Source organism: Lentibacillus halophilus (assembly GCF_055395055.1).
In genome coordinates, this window is the sequence record NZ_AP043750.1 from 24,379 (window position 1) to 49,314 (window position 24,936).

The 24,936-nt window shown below is 45.8% G+C and carries 20 protein-coding genes; 3 read left to right on the forward strand and 17 right to left on the reverse strand.

The window, feature by feature from the left end; all coding sequences use genetic code 11:
- Positions 1 to 98: 98 nt before the first annotated feature.
- From ilvA to ilvD, 9 genes are all read right to left on the reverse strand, one after another.
- Positions 99 to 1,046: a threonine ammonia-lyase gene (gene ilvA, locus ACZ5Q7_RS00125; RefSeq protein ID WP_343754218.1), complete on the reverse strand. Its 948-nt coding sequence runs from the start codon at positions 1,044 to 1,046 to the stop codon at positions 99 to 101.
- Between the two features lie 93 nt (positions 1,047 to 1,139).
- Positions 1,140 to 1,721, reverse strand: a complete 582-nt coding sequence (gene leuD, locus ACZ5Q7_RS00130) for a 3-isopropylmalate dehydratase small subunit (RefSeq protein WP_343754005.1) — start codon at positions 1,719 to 1,721, stop codon at positions 1,140 to 1,142.
- 12 nt (positions 1,722 to 1,733) lie between these two features.
- Positions 1,734 to 3,143: a 3-isopropylmalate dehydratase large subunit gene (gene leuC / locus ACZ5Q7_RS00135; RefSeq protein WP_343754007.1), complete on the reverse strand. Its 1,410-nt coding sequence runs from the start codon at positions 3,141 to 3,143 to the stop codon at positions 1,734 to 1,736.
- Positions 3,144 to 3,173: 30 nt separating this feature from the next.
- A complete protein-coding gene (gene leuB / locus ACZ5Q7_RS00140; RefSeq protein WP_343754009.1) occupies positions 3,174 to 4,265 on the reverse strand; it encodes a 3-isopropylmalate dehydrogenase in 1,092 nt (363 codons plus the stop codon).
- Between the two features lie 43 nt (positions 4,266 to 4,308).
- On the reverse strand, positions 4,309 to 5,853 hold the full coding sequence (locus ACZ5Q7_RS00145; RefSeq protein WP_343754011.1) for a 2-isopropylmalate synthase: 1,545 nt from the start codon (positions 5,851 to 5,853) through the stop codon (positions 4,309 to 4,311).
- Positions 5,840 to 6,889: a ketol-acid reductoisomerase gene (gene ilvC / locus ACZ5Q7_RS00150; protein WP_343754013.1), complete on the reverse strand. Its 1,050-nt coding sequence runs from the start codon at positions 6,887 to 6,889 to the stop codon at positions 5,840 to 5,842. Before ilvC ends, ACZ5Q7_RS00145 begins: the two co-directional genes overlap by 14 nt.
- 62 nt (positions 6,890 to 6,951) lie before the next feature.
- Entirely contained in the window at positions 6,952 to 7,470 is a 519-nt protein-coding gene (gene ilvN / locus ACZ5Q7_RS00155; protein ID WP_343754015.1) for an acetolactate synthase small subunit, read from the reverse strand.
- Positions 7,467 to 9,194, reverse strand: coding sequence for a biosynthetic-type acetolactate synthase large subunit (gene ilvB, locus ACZ5Q7_RS00160; RefSeq protein ID WP_343754017.1), 1,728 nt, complete (start codon positions 9,192 to 9,194; stop codon positions 7,467 to 7,469). Before ilvB ends, ilvN begins: the two co-directional genes overlap by 4 nt.
- A gap of 657 nt (positions 9,195 to 9,851) precedes the next feature.
- A complete protein-coding gene (gene ilvD / locus ACZ5Q7_RS00165; protein WP_343754019.1) occupies positions 9,852 to 11,546 on the reverse strand; it encodes a dihydroxy-acid dehydratase in 1,695 nt (564 codons plus the stop codon).
- Between the two features lie 241 nt (positions 11,547 to 11,787).
- Here ilvD and ACZ5Q7_RS00170 point away from each other — a divergent pair, with 241 nt between their 5' ends.
- Positions 11,788 to 12,894, forward strand: coding sequence for a branched-chain amino acid aminotransferase (locus ACZ5Q7_RS00170; protein WP_343754021.1), 1,107 nt, complete (start codon positions 11,788 to 11,790; stop codon positions 12,892 to 12,894).
- Positions 12,895 to 13,012: 118 nt separating this feature from the next.
- On the opposite strand, the gene ACZ5Q7_RS00175 is transcribed toward ACZ5Q7_RS00170, so the two are convergent.
- From ACZ5Q7_RS00175 to ACZ5Q7_RS00185, 3 genes are all read right to left on the reverse strand, one after another.
- On the reverse strand, positions 13,013 to 14,011 hold the full coding sequence (locus ACZ5Q7_RS00175; RefSeq protein ID WP_343754023.1) for a proline dehydrogenase family protein: 999 nt from the start codon (positions 14,009 to 14,011) through the stop codon (positions 13,013 to 13,015).
- Between the two features lie 196 nt (positions 14,012 to 14,207).
- Complete coding sequence (locus ACZ5Q7_RS00180; protein ID WP_343754025.1) at positions 14,208 to 14,360, reverse strand: hypothetical protein; 153 nt, start codon at positions 14,358 to 14,360, stop codon at positions 14,208 to 14,210.
- A gap of 97 nt (positions 14,361 to 14,457) precedes the next feature.
- Positions 14,458 to 14,652 carry a hypothetical protein gene (locus ACZ5Q7_RS00185; protein ID WP_343754027.1) on the reverse strand — a complete coding sequence of 65 codons (195 nt, stop codon included), beginning with the start codon at positions 14,650 to 14,652 and terminating at the stop codon, positions 14,458 to 14,460.
- A 120-nt stretch (positions 14,653 to 14,772) separates the two neighbouring features.
- On the opposite strand from ACZ5Q7_RS00185, the gene ACZ5Q7_RS00190 reads away from it, so the two are divergent.
- On the forward strand, positions 14,773 to 15,639 hold the full coding sequence (locus tag ACZ5Q7_RS00190) for a MoxR family ATPase (RefSeq protein WP_343754029.1): 867 nt from the start codon (positions 14,773 to 14,775) through the stop codon (positions 15,637 to 15,639).
- Between the two features lie 10 nt (positions 15,640 to 15,649).
- Positions 15,650 to 17,566 carry a vWA domain-containing protein gene (locus ACZ5Q7_RS00195; protein WP_343754031.1) on the forward strand — a complete coding sequence of 639 codons (1,917 nt, stop codon included), beginning with the start codon at positions 15,650 to 15,652 and terminating at the stop codon, positions 17,564 to 17,566.
- Between the two features lie 76 nt (positions 17,567 to 17,642).
- On the opposite strand, the gene ACZ5Q7_RS00200 is transcribed toward ACZ5Q7_RS00195, so the two are convergent.
- From ACZ5Q7_RS00200 to ACZ5Q7_RS00220, 5 genes are all read right to left on the reverse strand, one after another.
- The gene (locus ACZ5Q7_RS00200) at positions 17,643 to 19,115 is read right to left on the reverse strand and encodes an APC family permease (protein WP_343754033.1); all 1,473 of its coding nucleotides are present in this window, start codon (positions 19,113 to 19,115) and stop codon (positions 17,643 to 17,645) included.
- A 235-nt stretch (positions 19,116 to 19,350) separates the two neighbouring features.
- Complete coding sequence (xsc, locus tag ACZ5Q7_RS00205) at positions 19,351 to 21,126, reverse strand: sulfoacetaldehyde acetyltransferase (protein ID WP_343754035.1); 1,776 nt, start codon at positions 21,124 to 21,126, stop codon at positions 19,351 to 19,353.
- A 25-nt stretch (positions 21,127 to 21,151) separates the two neighbouring features.
- Positions 21,152 to 22,105: a selenium metabolism-associated LysR family transcriptional regulator gene (locus ACZ5Q7_RS00210; protein WP_343754037.1), complete on the reverse strand. Its 954-nt coding sequence runs from the start codon at positions 22,103 to 22,105 to the stop codon at positions 21,152 to 21,154.
- Positions 22,106 to 22,150: 45 nt separating this feature from the next.
- Positions 22,151 to 23,506: an aminotransferase gene (locus ACZ5Q7_RS00215; RefSeq protein ID WP_343754039.1), complete on the reverse strand. Its 1,356-nt coding sequence runs from the start codon at positions 23,504 to 23,506 to the stop codon at positions 22,151 to 22,153.
- 473 nt (positions 23,507 to 23,979) lie between these two features.
- The gene (locus ACZ5Q7_RS00220; protein WP_343754041.1) at positions 23,980 to 24,702 is read right to left on the reverse strand and encodes a GntR family transcriptional regulator; all 723 of its coding nucleotides are present in this window, start codon (positions 24,700 to 24,702) and stop codon (positions 23,980 to 23,982) included.
- Positions 24,703 to 24,936 lie beyond the last annotated feature (234 nt).

A 24,936-nucleotide genomic window follows, 5' to 3' on the forward strand; every position in this document is an offset into this window, starting at 1 on the left:
GAACCTGACCTTTTGATTTCTTGTCTATTATTTGGCAAATAAAAAGATTGGCACATAGCGCAATAAAAAAAGAGACAGAATCTGTCCCTTTTTACCATTTATGCTGAATGATGGTGTTTGCTGGCAAGTTGTTGGATCATAGGGAGGGTGCTGATATCCATGTTGCCGCCGCTCATAACCATGCCGCAATGGTCGGATTTAATTTTACTGTTGTGTGCGAATAATGCGGCTAATGGGGTTGCACCGGCTCCTTCGAGCAACGTTTTATTCCGTTCCAGCATATAAACCGTGGCTGCTGCAATTTCTTCGTCGCTGACCGTCATTATATCGTCAACATATCTTCTGATCAGCGGAAGTGTGCGCTCTCCTGGCTTTTTCACAGCAATTCCCTCAGCAATTGTTGATACCTTGTCAAGACGGGCGACCTGCCTGTGACAATAACTTGTATACATGGCTGATGCACCAGCCGCCTGGACGCCAATCACTTTAATATGCGGATTTTTTTGCTTGGCAGCAGTTGCTATCCCACTAATCAAGCCACCGCCGCCGACCGGGACAAGAATCGTATCAATTCGGTCCTCCTGTTGCAACATTTCCGTTGCAATGGTGCCCTGACCTGCCATAACATCATAATCATCAAATGGATGAATATACTCTGCACCTGTCTGCATTTGACGTTTCAGAGAAGCTTCATACGCTTCCTGAAATGATTCCCCGGTGAGAACAACGTCTGCGCCATAGGCTCGAGTGGCATTGATTTTAGCAACAGGTGTTTTCTCCGGCATGAAAATGGTTGCCCGCACATTTAGTTTGGATGCTGCATTTGCTACACCTTGGGCATGATTGCCGGCTGATGCTGCGATAACCCCTTTTTTCAGTTGTTCATTCGACAACTGTGTCAGTTTAAAACTGGCGCCTCTAAATTTGAATGCACCTGTTTTCTGCTGGTTTTCCATCTTAAAATAAACGTGTTTTCCCACTAATTTATTGGTTGTCTCTGATCTCATGATTGGTGTGCGGTGTACAACCGTTGCTAAACGGTCCATTGCCGCATCAGCCACGTCACTTAGCACGTAATTCCCAACTGACTCACGCTCCTTGTTTTTTGTATCGTTATTGTCACATGCGCTTTGTTTCAATTATTGAGCTGCTTGTTCAAACGATGTGATTTTGTCTTCATGCTTCAGTGTGAGTGCAATTTCATCATAACCGTTAAGCAGGTTTTCTCGGTGATACGCCGGAATATCAAAAGGCACTTCCCGTACATCGTCATGGACGATCTGTTTGTCTAAATCAACCTTAAGCTTCAGCCCTGCCTGTTCAGCCTTTTGCATCCACTGTTGAAGTTGTTCTTTGCCCATTTCAATTGGAATAATCCCATTCTTCATGGCATTATTATAAAAAATATCTGCAAAACTGGGGGCAATAATAACACGGAACCCGTAATCCAAAAGGGCCCATGGCGCGTGTTCACGGGATGATCCGCAGCCGAAATTATCCCCGGCCAACAGAATCGAACCGTCTTGATACGCCGGCTTATTCAGTACAAAATCTTCCTCTATGTTGCCATCATCATCAAAACGCCAATTGTTAAACAAAAACTGTCCAAATCCAGTACGTTCAATCCGTTTCAAAAATTGCTTCGGAATGATCTGGTCAGTGTCGACATTCGACAGGTTCAGTGGTACAACAACTCCCTGATGCTCTTGAATGGCTTCCATGATTGCCACCTCCTAACTATATACATTGGCTGTAAATTTCCGCACATCAACAAAGTATCCCTCAATGGCTGCTGCCGCTGCCATTTCTGGGCTGACCAAATGCGTACGTGCTCCATTGCCCTGACGTCCTTCAAAATTCCGGTTTGATGTGGATGCACACCGACCACCCGGTGGAACAATATCATCATTCATGGCAAGGCACATACTGCATCCGGCTTCACGCCATTCAAAACCGGCATCCTTGAAAATAACATCGAGCCCTTCTTTTTCCGCTTGTTCTTTAGTACCAAATGATCCCGGTACTACAATGGCCCGGATACCTTCATTCACTTGTTGGCCGTTAACGATGCCGGCTGCTTTACGCAAATCGGTAATGCGGGAGTTAGTGCATGAACCAATAAATACATGATCGATAGCAATCGATTGCACAGGTTGGTTTTCTTCCAGTCCCATATATTCCAAAGCATGAGCTATTTCATCCGGATTATCTGACTGGCTAACAGTCGGTGTGTTGCCACTTACAGGTACACACATACCGGGATTGGTGCCCCAGGATACTTGTGGCTCAATTTCGTCCGCCTGGATCGTGACTGTCTTGTCGTAGTCAGCTCCTTCATCCGTTGCTAATGCCAGCCATTGCTCAGCCGCTTCATCAAATGCTTCCCCCTGTGGTACATTCGGCCTACCCCGTAAGAATTCGACCGTTGTTTCATCGGGGCTGATCAAACCAGCTCTTGCACCGGCTTCAATCGACATATTGCAGACTGTCATCCGTCCTTCCATGGATAAGTTGCGAATCGCTTCCCCTGTATATTCAATAATATAACCAGTACCGAAACGCACACCAAATTTAGAAATAATTGCCAATATTAAGTCTTTGGCTGTAACCCCTGTGCCAAGGTCACCTTCCACATGGACGTTCAATGTCTGTGGACGTTTCTGCCACAACGTCTGAGTTGCCAGAACATGTTCCACTTCACTTGTTCCGATACCAAAAGCAAGTGCTCCAAATGCACCGTGTGTGGACGTATGGCTGTCACCGCAAACAATCGTTTTGCCCGGTTGGGTCATACCCAACTGTGGTCCAATGACGTGAACAATGCCTTGATCAGGATGCATCATATCCGCCAATGTGATACCAAAATCGCTGCAGTTTTTACGCAATGTGTCCATTTGTTTTTGCGAAATACCATCATTGATAACGTCCCGGTTTTTCGTGGGAACATTATGATCCATCGTGGCATACGTCAAATCAGGACGCCGCACATCGCGGTTGTTCAAACGAAGTCCTTCAAACGCTTGCGGAGACGTCACTTCGTGCACCAAATGCAAATCCACATACATCAAATCCGGCTTGCCTTCTTCTTCATGGACCATGTGCTTATTCCATATTTTTTCAATAATGGTTTTTGGTTTCCCCATGGTTTCACCTCCCAATGCTGACCGTGATTTTTAAATGCCGTCTGTGACACGTTTAACCGTCAAATGATCCAATACAGCTTTCGTCATTTGTCGTGTACCGACTTCCTGACCGCCGTTCATGCCAAGGTCTGCTGTATGATACCCTTGATCGAGACATTCGCGGACAGACCGTTCAATAGAAGAAGCTTCCGATTCCATTCCGAACGAGTGACGAAGCATAAGAGCTGCCGAGAGAATCATTCCAAGCGGATTAGCCGTGTCACAACCTGCAATGTCCGGAGCGGATCCGTGCACAGGTTCATATAGACCGACACCGTCTGTTCGAATGCTCGCTGATGGTAGCATGCCAAGGGAACCGGTTAATACGGAAGCTTCATCGCTTAAAATATCACCAAACATATTCTCTGTTACTAAGACATCAAATTGATTCGGTTGGGTGATAAGTTGCATAGCAGCTGCATCAACCAGCATGTGTTCCACCGTCACATCCGGATAGTCGTTTTTCTTTTCTTCAACGATTTCACGCCAAAGCCGGCTTGATTCCAATACATTCGCTTTATCAACAGACGTCAAATGTCCACGGCGGAGACGGGCACTCTGGAACGCTTTATCAATGATTCGTTCCATCTCTTCCCGTTCATAGACAAGCGTGTCAACAACTTTATTGCCGTTGTCTCTCCGTTCACTTGGCGTTCCGAAATAAATACCGCCTGTCAGTTCCCGCACGATGAGGATATCACTGTCTTCAATAATAGTTTCTTTCAAGGGAGATGCATGCAACAATGATGGGAAACCTTTAATCGGACGCAAGTTGGCAAACAGTTCCAATGCTTTGCGAATACCTAACAGTCCTTTTTCCGGCCGTTTATCAGCAGACATTCCGTCCCATTTCGGGCCGCCTACAGCGCCAAGCAGGATGGCGTCGGCATTCCGGCATGCGTCAATCGTTGCATCCGGAAGCGGTGTCCCCACGTTGTCAATGGCGTCTCCACCAATGGCTTGCTCCTCCATGGTAAACGTATGGCCGAAGTCTCCGGCCACCGCTTGCAGCACTTCTGCAGCTGATTCTGTAATTTCTCTGCCAACACCATCTCCAGGAAGCAGAACAATGTGCTTATTCATGTGCTTCCCCTCCTTTGCGCTTAAATTCCATTCATATAGGCTTCTATTTAACTGATTCTTTTACGTTTGGTGTGGTTTGCTGGATGAAATAGCGATTCACTGCATTTAAAAAGGCATTAACGGAAGCTTCGAGTACATCCTGTGCCGTTCCTCTGCCATTCATCATTTCACCGTCAACAGTCAGCTGAACATGGGATTCAGCAAGAGCATCCTTGCCACGTCCGACAGAATTAAGCTGATAATCCGTGAGTTGCAATTCTTCTTCAATCAACGAATCCAACGTTTGATATAATGCTTCAACACTACCGTGAGCGGTGCAAGCCGTCTGTACAGTATCGCCGTTTGGCGTGGTAAGAGAAATAGTTGCCGTCGGAATATTTGCTGTGCCATACTGTACTTGGAACATTTCTAACTCGTACTTATTGATGGTTGTTGTTTCGGTCTGTATTTCCATCAATATAGTATATAGATCATCATCGGTCACTTCTCGTTTATGATCAGTTAACTCCTTGAACATTTTGAAAGCTTCCGACAATTTTTCTTCAGATAACTCAATACCCAATTCACTGACCCGATCCTTGAACGCGTGCCGTCCGGAATGTTTGCCCAAAAACAGGGCGTTCGCTTTGACACCGACCATTTCCGGCGTAATAATTTCATAGGTTTGTTTGTTCTTCAATACACCATCCTGATGAATGCCTGCCTCGTGTTGGAAGGCGTTCCGGCCGATGACGGCTTTGTTTGCCTGAACATACATACCCGTCAGTTTTGCGATCAAATCACTTGTCTGTTTCGTCTCATCCAGCTTCAAATTGGTGCTGTACGGATAATAATCAGAACGGACACGCAGCGCAACAGCCACCTCTTCCAATGACGCGTTGCCGGCCCGTTCCCCGATGCCGTTGATGGTGCCTTCCACCTGTGTTGCACCATTTTCAACAGCGGAAATAGAATTAGCAACAGCCAAGCCAAGATCGTTATGGCAATGGCATGACAGTTCCACTTGTTCAATGTTCGGGACAGTCTCACGCAAATACCGGAACATTTCGCCATATTCAGCCGGTGTTGTATAGCCGACCGTATCCGGAAGATTGACAACCGTTGCGCCGGCATTAATAACTTGTTCGATGATGTGAGCTAAAAACGGCCAATCAGAACGGGATGCGTCTTCGGCCGAAAACTCCACCTGTGGAAATTTCTCCCGTGCATAACCAACCATTTCAACAGCATTTTCCACAACCTGTTCCGGCGTTTTCTTTAATTTATAGGTCATATGAATCGGCGATGTCGCCAAAAACAGATGCAATCGTGGTTCTTCTGCATATTTCAGCGCTTCCCAGGCTGTATCGATATCTTTTTTGTTCGTACGAGCCAGCCCGGTCACCGACGTTTCCGTGATCGTCTCCGCAATGGCTTTGACCGCTTCAAAGTCACCCTGGGAGGAAGCAGGAAATCCTGCCTCCATTCGGTCAACACCCAGGCGCTCCAGCTGTTTGGCAATTTCCAGCTTCTCCGGCTTATTCAAGTTGACACCGGGGGATTGCTCCCCATCCCGAAGTGTTGTATCAAATATTTTAATTGGTGACATGGGCATCCACATCCTTTTGTTCTTTATTTTGCTCTTCTTGCTGCAGCGGCTTTTTAACAAAAGGCATTAATTCACGTAGCTCCTTTCCAATTTGTTCGACTTGGAGATTCTTCTCCCTAGCATTAATGGCATTGTACTCTGGACGGTTTGCCTGGTTCTCCAGGATCCACCCTTTAGCAAATTCACCGGACTGAATCTCTTCAAGAATTTCCTGCATCCGTTCTTTTGTCTCATCATTAATAACGCGTGATCCGGAAACAAAGTCACCCCATTGTGCCGTGTCGGAGATGGAGTAGCGCACGTTTTCCAATCCGCCTTCATACATCAAGTCAACAATCATTTTCATTTCATGCAAGCACTCGAAATAGGCTACTTCCGGCTGATAACCAGCATTCGTCAATGTTTCAAAGCCGGCTTTAACGAGACTCGTCATCCCGCCGCACAACACGGCCTGCTCACCAAATAGGTCGGTTTCTGTCTCTTCCTGATAGCTCGTCTCTAGAATACCTGCTCGCGCCGATCCAATGCCTTGTGCATAGGCAAGGGCGATCTCCCGGCAATTGCCAGTGACATCCTGATAAACACCATAAAGTGATGGAACGCCGCTGCCATTTTCAAATTCACGACGTACAATATGACCCGGTCCTTTCGGTGCAACGAGAAAAACATCCACATTATCTGGCGGTACGACTTGGGAAAAATGAACATTAAATCCGTGTGCAAACGCCAGTGCATTGCCTTCTTTCAGATTCGCTTTAATGCTTTCTTCATACACTGCCGGTTGAAGCTCATCAGGCAGCAAAACCATAATAACGTCCGCTTTTTTTACTGCGTCGGCAACGGAAAGGACTTCAAATCCATCGGCTTCTGCTTTTTTCTGTGACTTGCCGGGTCTCAGTCCGATAATGACATGATAGCCGCTCTCCCGCATGTTCTGAGCATGCGCATGTCCTTGTGATCCATAACCGACAATCGCAACAGTTCTTTCCTGCAATACCTCTTTTTGAATATCCTTTTCATACAATACTTTTGACATAATGTTCATCCTCCTCTTTGTTTATAGCGATAATTCTTAAAATTTTTGCAACATGTACGATGTCATCCGAGATGGGTGTTCAGATCGGTGACTTCCTGCGGTTGTTGCCCCCGCAGGAATGCTGTCACACCTGTCCGGGTCAATTCCTTAATTCCGTATGGCCGTAACAGAGCAATCAACGCCTCCACTTTATCCGGTTTCCCGGTGACCTGTACGGTAAGGCTATCCCTGGCGACATCGATTAATGACGCCCGGAATGGCGTGATAACACTCTGTATTTCTGCACGTACCTGGGCATTTCCGACCACTTTAATGAGAGCGAGTTCCCGTGCCACCATTGCTTTATCGGTAATGTCTTTCACTTTTAGAACATCGATTTGTTTATTTAGCTGTTTTGTAAGTTGTTCGAGTTTTTGACTGTCGCTGACATGGACCACAAACGTCATCTTGGATATGCCTTCCCGCTCTGATTTACCGACCGAAATGCTTTCAATATTAAATTGACGTTTATGGAGCATGCCGGTAATCCGGTTAAGCACTCCGCTGTGATCCTGTACGTCCGCTGTTATTACGCGTCTCATCTGGTCACCCCTATCATTTCATGAATCCCTTTGCCCGGAGCGATCATTGGATAAACACATTCCATTTCAACAACACGGCAATCCACGACAACCGGTCCATCATGCTGGAAGGCTTTGGTAAGCACGTCGGGCAATTCATCTTCTTTTTCCGCCCGCATGCCGCGAATGCCATAACATTCAGCCATTTTAACGAAATCCGGATTTTCTGAAAAAATGGATTCCGAATATCTTTCTTCATAAAAGCTTTCCTGCCATTGCCGCACCATGCCGAGTGCCTGATTATTAACGATCATAACTTTGACAGGCAGTTGCCGTTCCTTGATGACCGACAGCTCCTGACTGGTCATTTGAAATCCGCCATCTCCAACAACAGCAACAACTAGGTCATCCGGTGCACCGATCTGAGCACCGACCGCAGCAGGGAAACCGAAGCCCATGGTCCCCAGACCGCCTGATGTCACCCAGCGGTTTGGCTTATCAAAGGGATAGTATTGTGCCGCCCACATTTGATGCTGACCAACGTCCGTTGTAACAATCGCTTCTCCGTTTGACTCACGGTATATTTCTTTGATCAGCCATTGCGGTGAAATTCGGTCCTCGGCATGGTCGTACCAGAATGGATATTGTTGCTTATTTTCATCCAATGTCTCCATCCATTCATCGTGATCATGAGCCTGTATGTCTTTTTCAAGCAGTGCTTGTAGCGTTTCATTGGCATCTGCTACTATCGGAATTTCCGTTTCCACATTTTTACCGATTTCCGCCGGGTCGATATCGATGTGAGAAACTTTCGCGTTTGGTGCAAAATGTTTCAAATTACCGGTAAGACGATCATCAAATCGTGCACCTATATTAATGAGCAAGTCACAGTCATATATAGCCATATTCGCTGCATAACTGCCGTGCATACCGGCCATGGCCAGCGACAGTTCGTGAGTTCCTGGAAAGCTTCCCAATCCATGCAAGGTATTGGTTACCGGCAAACGGTGCCTCTCAGCGAATCTTTTCAGCGCATCCGATGCCTCACTGAAAACAACACCTGCTCCCGCAAGAATCAGTGGCTTCTGGGAACGACTCAGCGCATCAGCCAATTTCGTAATCTGCAATGGATTTGGCTTCCAATTCGGCTGATATCCCGGCAAACTGCATGATGCCGATGGATTAACGTCACTGGCTGTGATTGTTTGTGAAATATCTTTTGGAATATCCACCACCACTGGACCCGGACGTCCAGTTGACGCTATGTGGAATGCTTCACTGACAATTTGCGGCAACTCTTCCAAATTCCGGACTTGGTAATTGTATTTTGTGATCGGTGTTGTGATCCCCATCACATCCGACTCCTGAAAGGCATCCGATCCGATGACATTGGTAGCAACCTGACCCGTGAAAACAACCAGTGGCAGTGAGTCCATCATGGCGTCGGTGATGCCTGTGATCACGTTGGTTGCTCCGGGTCCGGATGTCGCCAAAACAACGCCCGGCTTGCCGGTCACTCGCGCATAGCCTTCAGCCATGTGCGCGCCTCCCTGCTCATGTCTAGTCAGCACATGGGTGAACGGCGTCTCGTTCCTGTGCAGGGCATCATAGATTGGGAGAACGGCACCACCCGGATAACCGAATACAGTATCAACGCCATTTGCTGCCAACGCCTGAATCAGCACATCCGAACCGGTTACCTTTTTCTGTTCGTTTTTTATGTCGCGTTTAGCCTCTACACTCACTGTGCTCGCCTCCTTTAAAAAGTTGGAATCGCCGGGCATTGTTCCGCCCTTTATAATCTGCCGGCTCGCCTATGGGCTGACAGATTAAAAAAGACCCTTTTCTTCCCCGGAAACTGCTCCCCTGCAGTCATCATTGGGGAGAAAAGAGTCATCTTTCCTCGGTACCACCCAGATTTATAGCATCCTCACGAATACTATCTTATCAGCTGACCATTCTGCCAGCTGTGTTTTGATAACAGGTGTCACCAAACACCCGGCCCTGCCTAATAAGGCGTCCTGTTCAACAGGGCACTCAAGGAAGATGTCGGAACAACATGCACTTCCGGGCTTCCAGCAACCCCGGATCTCTGGTAGCGCACAAACATGCTCCTTTATTCCCATCGTCGAATTAACATTATTTTAATCAATGACAGTTGCAATTATTCAAACATTATTTCGAATTCATTTGCATGATAAAATTGATATTGTTGATATCATATAACGGTTTTAACAAAGAGTCAACAGCATTTTGGAATTTTTTCGATACTTTCCACACCACCAAAATCATGTATACGTTTACATCAGCCGCACAATAAAGATGGTAAAATTATGTCATTTCTGTTACAAATAAAAATGACCTCAGCGGCGGCGCTGACGTCATTTTTATCTGATGGATAGCTAGTCATCCTCACTGTTTTTATAATCGGTGACAGCTCCCTGGGAAGAGCAAGAAACGTTATGGGCATATTTGCCAAGGACGCCCTTTTTGTACAATGGCGGGGCTGTCCATGCTTTTTTGCGCTCAGCAAATTCGTCATCGGAAACCTCAGCAACTATTTCTTTTTTATCGGAATCGATCGTCACATTGTCTCCTTCATGAAGCAGGGCAATCGGTCCGCCCGTCTGAGCTTCCGGTGCAATGTGGCCGACAACAAGTCCGTGGGTTCCCCCGGAAAAACGGCCATCCGTCAAGAGAGCGACTTTTTCTCCGAGCCCTTTGCCGACAAGAAGACTGGAAACCGACAGCATCTCCGGCATGCCCGGCCCTCCTTTAGGCCCAACATAGCGAATGACGACCACATCGCCTTCTTGCACTTTGTTTTGCCGGATCGCATCTATGGCTTCCTGTTCGGAGTCAAACACGCGGGCAGGCCCTGTATGACGTGCTACTTTCACGCCGGACACTTTAGCGACGGCTCCCCGTGGCGCCAGGTTGCCTTTCAACACAATAAGCGGACCATCTGCCCGTTTCGGATGGTCAAACGGGGCAATAATCTCCTGGTCTTCGGAAAGTGACGGAGCGTCCGCCAAATTTTCGGCAATGGTTTTTCCGGTGACAGTCAAGCAATCACCGTGCAAGTAACCCGCGTCATACAACAGCTTCATGACAGCTTGTACACCGCCGGCATAGTGCAGATCCTGCATGACGTACTGACCGCTCGGTTTAAGATCGGCCAGATGCGGCACTTGTTGCTGCATGCGGTTAAAATCATCGATGGTGACGTCTGCTCCAACCGCATGCGCCATTCCGAGCAAGTGCAGAATGGCATTGGTTGAACCGCCAAGAGCCATCACGACTGTCATTGCATTCTCGAATGCCTCTTTCGTCATAATGTCTTTCGGATAAATGCCTTGTTCCAGAAGGTTGTAAACAGCTTCGCCCGCTGCGGCACAGTCTTCGGCTTTTGCGTCGGACTCAGCCGGATTCGATGAACTTCCGGGCAGACTCATTCCCATAGCTTCAACGGCTGATGCCATCGTGTTCGCCGTGTACATGCCGCCGCATGCACCGGCACCGGGACAAGCATTGCATTCAATGTTTTTTAGTTCTTCATCACTGATATCTCCATTGTTATGTTTGCCGACGCCCTCAAAGACCGACACAATGTCAATATCTTTCCCTTTATAGGAACCTGGCGCAATCGTACCGCCATATACAAATACAGCCGGAACATCCGCATTAGCAATCGCTATCATACAGCCTGGGATATTTTTGTCACAGGCCCCGATAGAAACAAACCCATCCAGATTTTCAGCACCTACGACCGTTTCGATCGAATCAGCTATGAGATCACGGCTCGGCAGCGAATAGCGCATGCCTTGGGTCCCCATGGATATGCCGTCAGAAACGGTGATAGTATTGAAGATAAGCGGGGTACTCCCGGCTTCCTGTGCCCCTTTTTTCGCACTGACTGCCAGATCGTCAATATGAATGTTACATGGTGTCACCTCACTCCATGTGCTGGCGATACCGACCATCGGCTTTTTAAAATCGTCATCCGTGACACCCACCGCTCTTAACATCGCACGGTTAGGGGCACGCATTGTATCATCACTGAACACTTGACTTTTAATGCGTAAATCTTTTCCCATCCTTCAGACCACCTTTCCTTTCGAGCTATTATAGACCCGATATACGAATCGTTCAATATTTTTGTGTTCTAATGAATGAAGCGATACACAAATATTTGAGTATTTTAACATAAATTAAAACATTTGGGAAGTTCTTTACTGCCATGTTAGGATAATAGTAAGGCTAATAAAATTTAGGCTTGCTTTTAAAGCCATCATATTCTAAGATGGATAACAACTTTTTACACAAGGGGATGGGGACATGGAAAAGGAACGTGCCATTCAAATAGATCTCTGTTCTTCACGAAAAGAAAAACCGCGTGATGATGAGCTTGAATTTGGCAAAACATTTGCTGACCATATGTTTGTTATGGACTATTCAGAAGCACAAGGCTGGCATGATGCACGGATTGTACCATATGAACCATTGACAATGGAGCCATCGTCCATGGTTTTTCATTATGGGCAGTCCGTTTTTGAAGGGATGAAAGCTTACCTTACACCGGAAGGCGATGCGCAGCTTTTCCGGCCCGAACGTAACTTTAAGCGTATGAATCATTCCAACGATCGCCTTTGCATACCGCCGATTGACGAAGCTTTTGCACTGAAGGCACTCAAACAGTTGGTATCGTTGGAAAAGGAATGGATCCCCAAAGCAATGGGAACGTCCCTATATATTCGCCCGTTTATTATCTCTACCGAACCTTTTCTCGGTGTGGCACCATCACGCTATTATAAATTTATGATTATTTTATCACCGGTAGGAGCTTATTACGAAGAGGGAATCAACCCAATAAAAATCGCCGTTGAAAACGACTATGTCCGCACAGTGAAAGGTGGAACAGGTGAAGCGAAGACCGGCGGAAATTATGCAGCCAGTCTTAAAGCACAAGAGGCGGCTGAAGAAGGAATCGCTCAGGTTCTCTGGCTTGATGGCATGGAAAAGAAATATATCGAGGAAGTTGGAAGCATGAACGTGTTTTTCAAAATCGACGGCAAAGTCGTTACACCTGCATTAAACGGCAGCATCCTCGAAGGTGTCACAAGGGATTCTGTGATCGAACTTCTCAAGCATTGGGAGATCCCTGTTGACGAACGGAAACTATCCATTGATGAATTGTACCAGGCCCACCAGGAAGGCAAACTGGAAGAAGCATTCGGTGCAGGTACCGCTGCTGTCATCTCCCCGATCGGACAGCTTGTTTGGAGTGGGCATCACCTTGATATTAACCAAGGAGAAACCGGTGCTATTGCCAAACAACTGTATAATACCCTAACTGGCATCCAGTACGGTGAAATCATTGATCCATTTGGTTGGATTGTGCCTATCGAGGAAACAGACAGCTCCAGCCTGAAGGCCACGGTGTAACACGAACCAGCCAATGCTTCGAAGTCAAATCAAACATGATCGCGTCTGACGTCAGTGACCCCCGGCATCATAACGAATCCGGGGGCTATTTTGTGGTCATATTGTTTTTTATAAACCTCTACCTCTTTCTGCGCCAAAATACGACAGCGGCAGTGGCTGCAATCGCTGATCCCGCAATAACAGGCCATGTCTTTAACGTATTGTCCTCCGTGTACAAAGCGTCTTTCAACATCAGATTGATATTCTGCGGTCGCTCAGCGAGACGGCGCATAAAATAACCGAACCAGTCACGGCCAAACGGAATGTATGTGCAGAACGGATACCCTTCCCTGGCAAGTTTCTCCTGCATATCGTTCCGAAAGCCATACAGCATCTGAAACTCAAACCGATCCGTACTGATGCCGTGCTCATCAACAAACGTTTTCAGTTCATTGATAATGCGATGATCATGCGTCGCAATGGACGTGAACGTATCCCCCAACAACCGATGTTTAGCCAAGGTGATGAAATGACGGTCAATGTCCTGATTATCCTGATAAGCAACATCGCTATCTTCCTTGTAGGCCCCTTTTACAATTCTGATTCGAACATTATTTAATCGGGCCAAATCATCTACCGCCCTGTAAAGATAGGACTGAATAACTGTTCCAACATTGTTGTATTGCTCGCGGAGCGCATCCAACACATCAAGTGTCATTTCATAATATGAATAATGTTCCATATCAATATTGACGAAAATATCATACCGCTCTGCTACTTCAAGAATATCTTTCATAGTGTCGATGCAAAATTGCTGATCCAAATTGAGTCCCAGCTGCGTTAACTTCACTGATAAATGACAATCCAGCTGCTCGTTATCAATAGCATTCAGAATTTCAAGAATATGTGCTTTCGCTTCAGTTGCTTCCTGTTTATCGACTGCAAATTCACCCAAATTATCCAGTGTACAGCTAATGCCTTTCGCATTTAATTCTTTGACGGTTTCCACGACACCTGAAATGGTCGTACCTGCGACAAACTTATCAGCACCCAGGAAGAACCCCCATTTTTTGGCCTGGCTATTTAAAAATTTACTGTTGGATAAACCGATGAAAACGTTCCTTATGATCGTTGTCATACCTAAAACTCCTTCAGCCCATTTTTATGTAACCGCATTCAATGTCTGACTGAATATATTATACTACAAATTGTTAGAAAATTTAATACACTCGTTTAAAAAAATTAACCGGTTAGATGGGAAAACGGCTGTTTTTAAACGTATGTGTATAAAAAACAGGCTCATTACCTGTTTGGGTAATGAGCCTGTCCTATCTTTAACGATGCCGTTTGTTCCGCTTATTTTCCAAATTGAGGAATTCTGTATCCTCTGCAAGTTCCATATCCGGATCCGGCTTTTGTCTCGTGAATCGGTTTTTATTATTTTGCTTGCCCTTGTCTTTATTACGATTTTTATTTTCCTCAGACATATACACGACCTCCCTCATTGAGTGTTATCCTTACGTTTTCCACCGTAAATTGACCTTATGACAGACAAACAATGCCATCATATAATCCGAAGACGTTCTATTGTTTATTTACCCTCGATTGCCGATTCTTGCGTTTGACGACTTCAGCATCTGTATCACTGTAGATGTTTGTGCCACGTCCTCCGGTTGTTTTAGCAATATACGCTTTGGCTTCGTTGTACGACAAGCCGGAACGACGACTCTGCTCTTTTATCGTTTCAGCAGACATAGTCGCATATTTATTTTCCATCATTAAGAACCTCCTTTCCCTTTTGACTTAGGATGTCACGATGAACGGTTTTCATGACGTCATCCATGACATTTTCTTATCAACCGGGAAAAGGTTACAATGAGATCGGAAAGGAGTTTGGTTATGACTCAGCTGCCAGAAGAGACGAGACAATTATTAAACGAAAACAGACACGATTCCCCTGCTTTTGCCGATCTTGTTCGCGCCGGCGGGTATAAACCTCCTGAAGATGCTATGCTTATTGATGCTGTTACAGCGCTGAGCATGGGGAAAAATATTTTGTTAAAAGGGCCGACCGGATCGGGGAAAACGCGATTTGCCGAAACACTCTCGCATCTGTTTCACCAGTCCATGTTTCAAATTAACAGCTCCGTTGATCTGGACGCAGAAAGCCTTATGGGGTTTAAGACACTTGATTACGAAGACGGTAAACAAGTGATCCGATTTGTTCCTGGACCGGTTACCAACGCCGTGAAAAACGGAACATTTCTCTATATCGATGAAATTAATATGGCTAAACCGGAAACGTTGCCTTTAATCAATGGGGTGCTCGATTACCGGCGCACCATCACAAATCCATTCACCGAAGAAATCATTACAGCTAAGCAAGGGTTTGGGGTCATTGCGGCTATAAACGAAGGCTATGTGGGCACTGTCCCATTAAATGAAGCATTGAAAAATCGCTTCGTTGTCATTGATATTCCGTATGTGCAGGGAGATCAATTGAAACAACTGCTCCAAAGTGACAGCCAGCTGCAAGACGGCACCATTCTTGATTTGTTTGTCCGGTTGTCCGGTGATTTAATTCAAGCCGTGGACCAAGGCAAACTTTCAGAAGACGCAGCCTCCATACGTGCACTGCTTGATGCGTGCGACTTAAGTGCCATGATTCCGCCAAAACGGGCCATCCGTCGCGCCATCGCAGATAAACTGGAAGAAGACAGAGAAAAAACACTCGTCCTTACGATGGCTGACACATTATTCGGATAGGAGCATATCTATGTATCGTTTTCGCGACACAACCATTGATACTCGCCTTTTCCTGCAGATGCAGGACTTGGCCGCCGTTTTAACAGGCATTCCCGACCTGAGATTTGCCTATGCTTACGGGTCAGCTATCGACAGCCAAAACCGCCGCCTGACAGCAAGTGCCAATTGGGGCATTGGCAACAAAGCAGCCCAGGAAACCGGTTTAAAAACGGATATTCTTTTGCGGACACGCGGTACGCTTTATCATACCACTGTCCCGGCGATGCAAGCATACATGGACCATGCAGCGAAAACCCGTCATCCAAAGTTTGCATCACAACTGTTCACGTTATTTGAAGATATACGATTGGAAGAAATCGTTAAAAGAGAACGTCCGGGCACAGCGGAACTTTTTCGCATTCGACAACAATACCAACGCCGTTATTTCACCCAACAGTTGAGGATGAACGTGACGCGCGGCTATGCAATGGATGAGCTCTACTGCCTCATTTGCCTGCTCATTCAATCCGATCAACCGGATCCTTCCTTTCCGGGAGCGACGAAGCAGCAAATAAACCGGCTGGATAATATAAAATCAGCCATTTTTCGAGCCTATGAAACCAATAATACACGTGAGACCGCTCATGCCGCGGAATCCGTTGTTGCCCGGATCGATGAAACCATGCCGGACATGGTTCATAACTATTTCATTGTTCCAATTGCCAATTATGCTGATTACACCGCAGAAACCGCTTTTGATGAACTGACACGCACCGATCCACTGGCCAATGACAGTCTTGAAGACGATGTAAGCGACGATGACAGCAACACGTTCGATGAGTCCTTTTCCACCTGGCACAGTGAAAATGAAAACGCAGAGCAGAAACAGAATTTCATGCAGTTTGAGCTGGAGCAAGGCACCCGGTCCAGCCTGTTGGGAGAAGGCGCACGTGAAACAGAGGAAGGTGATCAAGCAACCGCCTCAATTCAAGGGGACTCCGGAGAAAGTGAGCAAAATGACTATTCAAATATGGAAGCGATGGAGAAACGCACCAATCAGCAAGGCACATCCGCAACAGGGGAACCATTCGGTCATGAAAACAAACATGCCGTGAACGTCATCAAACATGCAGAACCACCGTCTGACGATCAAGAAAAACAGTACCGGATGTACAAAGAGGAAATTGCTCCTTACCGGCAACGTCTGTCCAAAACGATGGAAAAAGTGCTGGCGCATAAACAAACAGCTGCGCGTCAAAATCTCGTCGCCGGGCGACTGTCAAAACGATTGATATCGACGGCGACAGATGATTTTCCTAGACTTTTTTATAAGAAGGATAATGAATCCAAAGAGATCGATGCGGCGTTCACTTTGCTGATTGATTGTTCGGCGTCGATGATGAACAAGATGGAGGAAACGAAAAAAAGCGTCATTCTGTTCCATGACGTGCTTAAAGAATTAGGTATTCCGCATTCGATTATCGGTTTTTGGGAAGAAGCCACGGAAGTCAAAGACAAATATAAACCAAATTATTCCCATATCGTGCATTCGTTCCATGATTCGCTTTATCAGAAACACGGAGCTAACATTATGCAACTGGAAGCACAAGAAGATAACCGTGACGGATTCAGCATCCGGAAAGCAGCCGCCGAGCTCGAAGCCCGCAATGAAAAAAACCGCTTTCTGCTCGTGTTTTCCGATGGGCAACCGGCAGCCTCGGATTACACAGAAAACGGCATTATCGACACCAATCAAGCGGTTTATGAAACACGCCGCAAAAACATCAACGTTATCGGTATGTTTATTGCTGAGGGGGAAATAAGCGAAGAGGATGACCATCTCATGCGGAGCATTTACGGACATGACCGCATGATGGTCCCAGCAGCCACTGAGCTGACGGAGCACTTCTCCCCTCTTCTGAAAAAATTGCTTTTGCAAACGATGTAAACAGCCGCTCAAAAACACGAGGACAGGTCTCTCATTTGGGGAAAACACCCATCGAGGACCTGTCCAATGTAGGTCTTCAACCGCTTACCTTGGCATCGTCACTATCTTCATTTTTCCCTAAAATCAGATGTTCAAGTTCTTGGTACTCAATCTTATTAAATTCAGGTCCTTTGAAAATGAAGAAAATCGTACCGAGTGCGATCCATATCATTAAGGCAATCAGCGATGGAAGCCCCATGAATGCTGGTGACGCCGGGATAAGCAACAGCACTATAAACATCATCCCGATCAATGCTCCCAACAGACTGAATATTTTTTTGATTGGAGCAGCAAAAGATGGAAGCGATTGGTATTGGTCGCTCAAGGACTTTTCATTCGACCATTTAAACAATTTGTAAGCGACAACACATGTGTAAATATAGGCAATGGTAACACCGACCGATGACATATCAACGATCCATGTCAGAACTTGCCGGCCAAACCAGGGAGATATCAGACATACCGCACAAGTGAATATAATGCCGGCATAAGGCGTCCCAAATTTGGGATGAAGCTTAGAAAAAATACCTGGGATGATTTTTGCACGCCCCATAGCAAATAACAAACGACTGCTTGCTACATAGAAACCATTCAGACCGGTGGCTACCCCCATGGTCAGCGATATTCCGAGAACAAAAACGCCAAAGCTCCCCAAAATGCCACTCATAGCGTCGCCTGTCCCCCACTGCCGGTTTGTTAACTCTTGCCAAGGTGCTGCCAATGATGTTGCGGTAATCATGGCAATGTAAACGAGACCAGCAAATAAGAGCGACAATATAATCAGCATAAACCCTTTTGCAGGTGAGAAATTAAATTCTTCCGCCGCTTGCGGTATATTATCGAAACCAATAAAGGCCCATGGTGCAATCGCTACAATTACGATTACGCTTGACCACATCGATGCACCCGGCTGAAATAATGGCTGCATATTGTCAGCGGATGTGGACGGAAGGAAAAACGCACTGATGGTCAGAATTGCAACTCCTACAAGCATGCATACAACAAATACAAACTGGATTCGACCGGAAATACTGCCGCCACGAACATTCATATAAGCAAACAACACTAATGCAGCACTTGCAATCAGAACTTCGACGAGATAAACATCCCACCCCGCCATGCTGTATAAATAACCCTGCTCAGCAATATTCGGCACAATATATTTAATTAACAGTGAGAACGCCGATGCATTCAACGCAACAATGCAAATATAGCCCAACACCAGAAACCAACCAGCCACATACGCGTGATTGCGGTTGAAACCGAGAAAAGCGTAGGCAAATTCACCGCCTGATACCGGAAAATGCTTAATCAGGAAACCATAACTGACCGCTATTATCATCATTAGGACAGAGCCAATACCAAATCCAATAATGGCACCAAGTGGACCAGACCCTTCCATCCAAATGGAAGGTTGAACAAATGCTCCCCAACCAATGGCTGATCCCAAAGCGATCGCCCATACCCAATGAGGTTTTAACGTTTTAGTAAGTTGTTCCCTTTCCTTCATGCAACTATTCCCTCCAAATGTATTTCCGCTTTTAATCAACTTAAGCTCAACATATTTCCTATGACATACCATTCATGCGTGATCAAATATCTATTGACAACATATTGACGAATCATGGGGTAATGAGCTCTCACTGTTGATACCGCTTACATTGTCATGATGAGGTACTCCGTTTCTTTCTTGTTAAAATCTCTCTGGCAGCACATGCCGCCAGAGAGATTTATCCTTAACGGGTTTAGTTGCCCCATTCGCTGTAATCAAGATGCTTATACTTATCAAGGATACGTGTTGGCATATTCAGAGCATCTTTACGGAAAGGTGGTGCCAGCTGAGTGCCATCAACGTAAATATTCAATACAGCCGGTTTGCGTTGTTTCAATGCTTCTTCAATGGCCGGAACGATGTCTTCCGGCTTCGTAATGGTATGAGCAAGTGCTCCCATAGATTTGGCAACGTCCGCAAAGTCCGGTCCTTGGATATTGGAACCGATATAACGATCGTCAAAGAAATCCACTTGGTTTTTCTTTTCCGCCGCCCATGACTGGTTATTAAACACACAGGCAACGACTGGGATATTCTGCTCGACCGCTGTACTGACCTCGTGCAGACTCATGCCCCAAGCACCATCGCCGACAATGGCAAACACAGGTGCGTCAGGCTCTGCCCTTTGAGCACCCAAAGCCGCAGGATAAGCAAATCCAGTATTGCCATATGTCAATGCAGCAATGTGACGGCGTGGCTGTGTAAATTTCAAATACGCATTTGCTGTTGAAGATACGTTGCCGATATCAGACGATACGATCGCATTTTCAGGCAATGCTTTCGTCATTTCCAACAGCGCACGGCGTGGATTAATGGGATTACCGTCTTCCATTGCAAGATCGACGAGTTCTTGCTCCCAATCCTCTTTACGCTTGGAGACAGCCTTCATCCGATCTTCATCTTTTTTCGGTGACGGAAGTTCGGTTTGCAACTGACGATAGATTTCATCACTGGCAGCCTTCGCATCGCCGATAATACCGACCTCAACCGGATGTGTACGTCCGATTTGACGCGGGTTAATGTCGATTTGAATGATGTCTGCACTCTTCGGGAAGTAATCAATGTCATAGCAAGGCAACGTTCCAAACTGAGATAGTCTTGTACCAATGGCCAGGACGACATCGGCTTCTTCCATCGAATACATAGCTGCTTTAGAACCCATATAGCCGATTGGACCAACCGCCAGCGGGTGATCAGCTGGGAACGCATCATTATGCATGTATGCACATGCTGCCGGAGCAGACAGATATTCAGCCAGTTTTACAACGGTATCAATGCCACCAGCATCAACCGTGCCGCGGCCGGAGACAATGACAGGCTTCTTGGCATTCTTCAGCAAGTCAACCGCGCGTTCAAGATAGGTTGGGTCACCCGTTCCTTTTCTGTCAACACGGTACTGATGCGGTTCAAGGATATAGTCTTCCATTTCACCATAGAACATATCACGCGGAATATCAAACAAGACCGGGCCGCGTTCAGCATAGGCAATACGGAAAGCTGTCCGCAGTCGTTCAGCAACACGGCTGGTGTGTGTAACTTGTACCGTTTCCACTGTAATGTCTTTAAACATCGACACTTGATCTGCTTCCTGGAATCCATCCAGTCCTTTTGCCGGATTACCTGCAGATGGAGAAATGACAACCATCGGACTATGAGCCTGATTGGCCGCTGCAACAGACGTGACCATGTTCGAAATACCCGGGCCGTTCTGACCTACAATAACACCTGCTTTGCCGGAAACACGTTCCTGCGCATCAGCCATATGACCGGCTGTCTGTTCATGGCGCACCGGCACGAAACGAATACCGGCGGTCGGGAACAAATCCAACATATCCATAAACGCTGAGCCGACAATGCCGTAAACTTCTTTCACATCTTCTTTGATAAGTGTTTCAACGATGGCTTCACTCGGTGTCATTTTTTGTTTTTGCTTGGCTGCCTGCTTCATTTCCTCTTTTTGTTTAACCATACTATTAATACCTCCTAAATAAATTCTATGAGTTCAGTGTCCCTATTTTTTCAAGTGGATCGGTCATGTGTCTTTTTTCCAAGTTACCAGCAATGGTCCACAGTGTGTCCAGAAACAATTCCGTTGTCGATTTCATCACATGATGTTCGCGGTGAACGATATAGAAGTTCCGTTTCATTTCCAGGCCATGAACCGAATAGATATCCAAAAGCCCCAATCTCTGTTCTTTTCGGATGGCATGTTTTGATAGAAATGAAACGCCCAAACCCGATTCAACAACAGCTTTTATAGCCTCAGTACTTCCAAGTTCCTGAACAATGTTCAAGTTGTTGTCTGTCAGCCCCGCTTGTTCCATGTAATCATTGACAACTGCACGTGTCCCAGACCCCTCCTCTCTAAAAATCATCGGAGCCTGCTGGATTTGTTGCAAAGACAATGGCTCATTGGTCAAGAAATAACCAGGTGGAGCAATCAAAACCAGTTCATCTTCCAAAAACGGATTTATTTGCAGCTGGTCATCCTGAATTGGCGTTTCAATCAATCCAACATCAATCCATTGATCCTTAATGAGTTTTCCAATGGAATGGGAATTGGCAATACTTACTTGAACCTGTATCAATGGATAAGTCTCTTTAAAACGCTTTAAGAATGACGGCAGAAAATAGTCCCCAATGGTCAGGCTGCAACCCATGCTTAACTCACCGTAAGAATCGCTTTCCATTTGCGTGATTTCTTTATGAGCCGATTCATTCATCTGCACTATTTCCCTGGCATATTTCAAGAGAACCTTCGCTGATGACGTCATCTCCACTTTTTTCGTCGTTCGCTCAAACAGTTTCGTGTTCAACTCTTCTTCGAGCGCTTTCACTTGTGACGTAATCGTTGGTTGTGTTACAAACAATAACTTAGCCGCTTCTGAGAAACTCATTCTTTCCGCAACCGTGATAAAGGTCTTCAATCGTTCATAATTCATATACATGACCCGCCCATCCGGGTGATTTGTTATGCAGTCAAGTATTGTTATTTACAAACCATGAATGACTGACTTGACCGTTTTAGTGATAAAATCCAAATCATCCTCGGTGCTGGAAAATGGTGGTGCAATAATAAGGATGTTATTGCCTCCCGGGACGGTGGCTCCATTTTTACCAATAATCAGTCCTTTTTGTTTACATTGACCGACAACATCACCGACTTTCTTTTCGGATAATGGTGTTTTGGATTCTTTGTCCTCAACCAGTTCAATACCGAGCAAAAAGCCTTTTTGACGAACTTCACCGACATTTTTGTGCTCCGTTAGGTCATGCAACTCTGCCAGTTTGGTTTTACCAAGTTGATCGACGCGATTGACAAGATCCTCCTCTTCAACGATTCTGATGTTCTCCAGAGCCACTGCACAAGCTGCGGGATGACCCCCATACGTAGATACATGGCGGAAGAAATTATCTTTGCCTTCTTGTTTAAAGACTTTGTAAATGTCATTCTTAACCGAGGTTGCCCCCAACGGCAAATAACCACTTGTCAATCCTTTTGCCTGTGTTACAATATCCGGTTCCACGTTTTCCGCATGTTGAAACCCGAACATTTTACCTGTTCGTCCATAACCGGAAACGACTTCATCCATAATGAGCAGAACATTATATTTCTTGCAGATTTCCGAGACACGTTCAATATATTTCACGGAAGGAATAATGACGCCCCCACCTGAAATGAACGGTTCCATGATCACCGCGGATACAGTTTCTTCGCCTTCCCAGTTAATTTTCTCTTCCAACTCATCTGCAGCGGCCAAGTCTTTTTCTTCCGGTGTGCCTGGATACAGTGAGCGATAACTGTATGGCGGTGCCACATGCATAAATCCTGGAGCAGCCGGATCATATTTAACGCGGCGATTAGCTTGAGCCGTTGCACTCATCGCACCAAGGGTTGCCCCATGATAAGCGCGGTATCTGGAAATGACTTTATACTTCATCGGGTTGTCTGTCTGAATGTGATACTGCCGGGCAATTTTGAAAGCTGTTTCATTTGCTTCCGATCCACTGTTGGAGAAGAAGGTCTGGTAATCCGCACCGAGCAATTCACTTATTTTGTTAGCCAACCGAATAGCCGGTTTATGGTTCATGGTGAGCGGAAAGTACGACAACTGTTTGATTTGTTCTCCAGCTGCGTCAGCAACTTCCTGCCGGCCATACCCAATATTCACACACCAAAGACCAGAGACCCCATCAAGGTATTCGTTTCCATCTTCATCTTTAAACCACGACCCTTCCCCCGATTCTGCGACCATGGCTTTAGCGTCAGGGTCGTATTTATGCATGGCATTCCAAAGATGCGAGTCTTTTGCTGCTGACACATTGTTCAGTTCTTCTTCCGTTTTCATTATTCCATCCCCCTTTGTTTAATCTTATTTCAACCGTATGGAAAAGGTTATCTGTCCCCCTAAGAAATGAACAGAACCTGTTTCCCTGCTTATTTCATGAATCGAATGGTAACTGCTTACAGCCGATTGACAAGCAAAACCCCTTTTCCAATGTCTTTCTCCCGGCTCTACCACAGAATCATGAAGCCGATTCATCGAACCAACGATAGGCAAGAGTTGACGTCGTTATGAAAGCGTTTCGAGATCATGACGTCCGTACCAGTGATTCGATTTAATTTAATTGTATATAATAAACCAAATGATTTCAACCATTTTCTTAATTTTTTAATTTGAAAATATAATGAGACTTATTATACTTTTTCATAAATTGTTCGATTCGATTCCACCATGCTTTTCCGCACGGCGTAAAAATCCATACCGAGAAGAACAAGGGTTGGGAGCTGTCACGGGCTGATGCCGTCTATGAAGCGTCGTCAGCCGAATTTTCGTGACAGATTAATTTTGAAATTATACATATCACTACGGTAATAAGCGTTTTCCAGTTCAATAATATGACCTTCCAAATCTTTGATGATGCGTTTGGCGTGCAATACATTGGTGTGTGCGGGCACATTTAAGTAAATAGAATCCGCTTCAGTGATGGCGGCTGTACCAATGATTTGGCTCGCCTCTGCAAACCAAATACCGAGCTCTTGTTCTTCAATTTCGTATAATGTTGTATCATTTAAATCATATTGCACCAGTGCTTCCCCGATCGAAACAGGGTAATAATGGCATTCAACGCCGATCGGAATATCATCTGCATAACGCACGCGTTTAATAAAATACGCTTCCTCGAACCCTGTTTGTTCCTGGATATCAGGGGAAGGTACCATTTTATAATAAGTGATTAATGTAGCCCCCGGTTCCATGCCCATTTGTTTAATCGTCTCGGTTGTACTGCTCAAATTGCCAAGCCACTCATGAATTGGTTTTAAGGATACAAACGTTCCCGTTCCGTGCCGCTTCTCCAAAACCCCTTCCCGGACGAGGGTACTTATCGCCTCTCGAACAGTGCTCCGGCTGACATTATAATCTTCCATAAAACTGCGCTCGCTCGGTATCTGGCCCGTCAACTCTCCGTCTTCCACCTGTCTCTCTATAATATGCTTTAATTGAACATGCAGTGGCAAGGATTCCTCAAAATTCAATTCCACGATTGCAAAACTCCTTCAGACGACGAACGGACAGTGCTTGATCCCATGTCCGTTGTTTACAGATTTTTAAAATTACAACATAATTATCATAGCATACCCCGACAAACAGGGACAGACTGAAGCATACTCTATCGACTATTTGTTGTATCTTCCCACGTTATTCATATCTTTTCATTCCGGAACAAAGACGGTAAGATAAAAGGGAAAGATAGCGAAACATATCCTAAAATACGA

What these genes read in the sequence shown, in the direction of transcription:
- ACZ5Q7_RS00185 (WP_343754027.1), bottom strand. Translation starts at nt 14,652, where the DNA reads ATGATGGAAAATAAATATGCGACTATGTCTGCTGAAACGATAAAAGAG.
- leuC (WP_343754007.1), bottom strand. Translation starts at nt 3,143, where the DNA reads ATGGGGAAACCAAAAACCATTATTGAAAAAATATGGAATAAGCACATG.
- leuD (WP_343754005.1), bottom strand. Translation starts at nt 1,721, where the DNA reads ATGGAAGCCATTCAAGAGCATCAGGGAGTTGTTGTACCACTGAACCTG.
- ACZ5Q7_RS00170 (WP_343754021.1), top strand. Translation starts at nt 11,788, where the DNA reads ATGGAAAAGGAACGTGCCATTCAAATAGATCTCTGTTCTTCACGAAAA.
- ACZ5Q7_RS00210 (WP_343754037.1), bottom strand. Translation starts at nt 22,105, where the DNA reads ATGTATATGAATTATGAACGATTGAAGACCTTTATCACGGTTGCGGAA.
- xsc (WP_343754035.1), bottom strand. Translation starts at nt 21,126, where the DNA reads ATGGTTAAACAAAAAGAGGAAATGAAGCAGGCAGCCAAGCAAAAACAA.
- ACZ5Q7_RS00195 (WP_343754031.1), top strand. Translation starts at nt 15,650, where the DNA reads ATGTATCGTTTTCGCGACACAACCATTGATACTCGCCTTTTCCTGCAG.
- ACZ5Q7_RS00180 (WP_343754025.1), bottom strand. Translation starts at nt 14,360, where the DNA reads ATGTCTGAGGAAAATAAAAATCGTAATAAAGACAAGGGCAAGCAAAAT.
- ACZ5Q7_RS00175 (WP_343754023.1), bottom strand. Translation starts at nt 14,011, where the DNA reads ATGACAACGATCATAAGGAACGTTTTCATCGGTTTATCCAACAGTAAA.
- ilvA (WP_343754218.1), bottom strand. Translation starts at nt 1,046, where the DNA reads ATGGACCGTTTAGCAACGGTTGTACACCGCACACCAATCATGAGATCA.
- ilvC (WP_343754013.1), bottom strand. Translation starts at nt 6,889, where the DNA reads ATGTCAAAAGTATTGTATGAAAAGGATATTCAAAAAGAGGTATTGCAG.
- ilvN (WP_343754015.1), bottom strand. Translation starts at nt 7,470, where the DNA reads ATGAGACGCGTAATAACAGCGGACGTACAGGATCACAGCGGAGTGCTT.
- ACZ5Q7_RS00190 (WP_343754029.1), top strand. Translation starts at nt 14,773, where the DNA reads ATGACTCAGCTGCCAGAAGAGACGAGACAATTATTAAACGAAAACAGA.
- ACZ5Q7_RS00200 (WP_343754033.1), bottom strand. Translation starts at nt 19,115, where the DNA reads ATGAAGGAAAGGGAACAACTTACTAAAACGTTAAAACCTCATTGGGTA.
- ACZ5Q7_RS00215 (WP_343754039.1), bottom strand. Translation starts at nt 23,506, where the DNA reads ATGAAAACGGAAGAAGAACTGAACAATGTGTCAGCAGCAAAAGACTCG.
- ilvD (WP_343754019.1), bottom strand. Translation starts at nt 11,546, where the DNA reads ATGGGAAAAGATTTACGCATTAAAAGTCAAGTGTTCAGTGATGATACA.
- ACZ5Q7_RS00145 (WP_343754011.1), bottom strand. Translation starts at nt 5,853, where the DNA reads ATGTCACCAATTAAAATATTTGATACAACACTTCGGGATGGGGAGCAA.
- leuB (WP_343754009.1), bottom strand. Translation starts at nt 4,265, where the DNA reads ATGAATAAGCACATTGTTCTGCTTCCTGGAGATGGTGTTGGCAGAGAA.